Annotated in this window: 2 protein-coding genes and 1 pseudogene; 2 read left to right on the top strand and 1 reads right to left on the bottom strand. The window is 44.7% G+C overall.

All coding sequences use genetic code 11. From position 1 onward, the window contains the following. Nucleotides 1-464, top strand: a pseudogene (locus ACKI5B_RS07415) (hypothetical protein); the annotation flags it as partial. Further along, nucleotides 457-1,263 (top strand): type I phosphomannose isomerase catalytic subunit, encoded by an 807-nt coding sequence (locus tag ACKI5B_RS07410; protein WP_407427341.1) that lies wholly within the window; start codon nt 457-459, stop codon nt 1,261-1,263. The pseudogene ACKI5B_RS07415 and the gene ACKI5B_RS07410, both read left to right, overlap by 8 nt. Nucleotides 1,264-1,278: 15 nt before the next feature. Here the strand turns inward: ACKI5B_RS07410 and ACKI5B_RS07405 are convergent. Beyond that, nucleotides 1,279-2,021: 4Fe-4S binding protein (locus ACKI5B_RS07405; RefSeq protein WP_407427339.1), on the bottom strand; the 743-nt coding region annotated here is incomplete at its 5' end.

The raw sequence follows: 2,021 nt of genomic DNA, 5'->3' as shown, positions 1-2,021 counted from the left end.
TGGGAAACACGATGAGCCGTAACGGTTCAGTGAGCCGCGGAGTAGCACAAACAGAAGGCGGTTATCTTAAATCAATCACAGAAAACACAAAAATCTATTACACAGGCGAAAATTTCAGCGGAAACGAAATTGAGTCTGACTTGAACGGCCAGATTATTAAAATGACAGGAAAAGAAACTGTCAGCATGAACCTGTTCGGATTTTCTCCAAAAGCATTCGAAGGATTTGAAGAATACTGGGCAAACTTCAAAAAGACAAGCCTTGCGCTTCCAAAAGCAGAAGCACTTCTCCCGGTAGCAGCAAGCGACATCATCAAAAACGGTGAAGGCAAAATCAAAGTCTTTACAAGCGATGAAAGCTGGTTCGGCATGACATATCCTGAAGACAAACAGGTCGTCAAAGACGAAATCGCAAAGAAAATTGCCAGCGGATACTATCCGGAAAAACTCTGGGAAAATGCTTAAACTTAACCCTATCCGTTCTGAGAAGGTCTGGGGGTATGAAGACTGGATTGCTTCCACTCACCCGGACGGTCTTCAGACCGATTTTGCTTCATTAGTAAACGATTATCCACTTCTCGTAAAAATAATTCAGGCAAATGACACGCTTTCGGTACAGGTGCATCCTGATGATTCTGATGCAAAACGGCTTGAAGGCGAAAATGAGCGCGGAAAAACTGAATGCTGGTATGTTCTTGAAGCTGAAGAAGGGGCAAGTCTTATTTACGGGCTTAAAGGAAATCTATCAAAGGAAGAAGTCCGTGCGGCCATAAAAGAAAATTCACTTGAAAATCTTTTGAACCGCGTCACCGTAAAAAAAGGCGACTTTATCTTTATTCCTTCGGGAACGGTTCACGCAATCGGCGGGGGTCTGCGGCTTCTTGAAGTTCAGCAGAGCTGTAACATCACATACAGGCTCTATGACTGGGGGCGGCCGCGCGAAGTGCACATTGAAAAAGGCGTTGAAGTAATCAAAAATGAAAAACGCACAGAAATTGCTCCGCTTGCAGAAGAATTTGAGTGCGCGTATTTCCGGTTGCAAAAAGAGCCTTTAAAGGGCGGATATTCATTTTTAGTCTCACCGTCATCAAAAACTGCAGAACTTCTCTTCATTTCAGAAGGAAACGGAACAATCAGAAGTACCGCAAAAGACGGAATTAAGACAGAAATGCCTTTTACAAAAGAGGAAATTTTTGCGGTGACATCTGGTGAAAAAATCACGCTTGAAGGTCACGGGGAAGTTATCCGTATTCAGGCAAAGTAATGTAGTCACACACGGCTAATTACGTGTAACAATCGCCCCGTGAGGGCAAGATGCCTTACAGTCTCCGCATCTGATGCAGTCAATTGAGTTGGGATTTTCGTAAACTTTGATGTCGAGCTTACAGATTTTCTGGCACGCACCGCACTTTGTGCATTTTGCTGTATCAATTTTAAAACGGTAAAACGAAACCTTGTTGAAAATACCGTAAACAGCGCCGAGCGGACATACATAGCGGCAGAAAGGCCGGTAAATCACGATTGCAGATAAAAGAGTTACGATAAGAATTGCAAGTTTCCAGCGGAAGATAAAGCCTGCTGCCCCGCGCATTGCAGAGTTCAATAGAACAAGCGTAATGCCTCCTTCAAGAGTTCCCACAGGACAGATCCACTTACAGAACCATGGCTCACCTAAACCTGTAATATCAATTACAAACATAGGAAGAAGAATCACAAAAACAACGAGAAACACAAACCTGAGCGCTCGAAGTCCCCTTTCTCCGGGAAGCCGCCTTACCTTTTTTACGAAAGGAATCTTAAAAAGTAAATCCTGAATAAGACCGAACGGGCACAAAAAACCGCACACAGAACGGCCGAGCAGAGTCCCGAACAAAACAAGAAGCCCCACAACATACAAAGAAATGCGGTATTCGCGGGCGTTGAGAGTTGCCTGAAGAGAGCCAATCGGGCACGCACCTAAAGCCCCCGGACAGGAATAGCAGTTCATGCCGGCAACGCAGACGAACTTAGTTTTGCCGGTAA

The sequence above is a fragment of the Treponema sp. genome, from assembly GCF_045657965.1.
Lineage (GTDB): Bacteria > Spirochaetota > Spirochaetia > Treponematales > Treponemataceae > Treponema_D.
The sequence above is the reverse complement of the archived record's forward strand: the minus strand, read 5'-3'. Positions and strand labels throughout refer to the sequence as shown.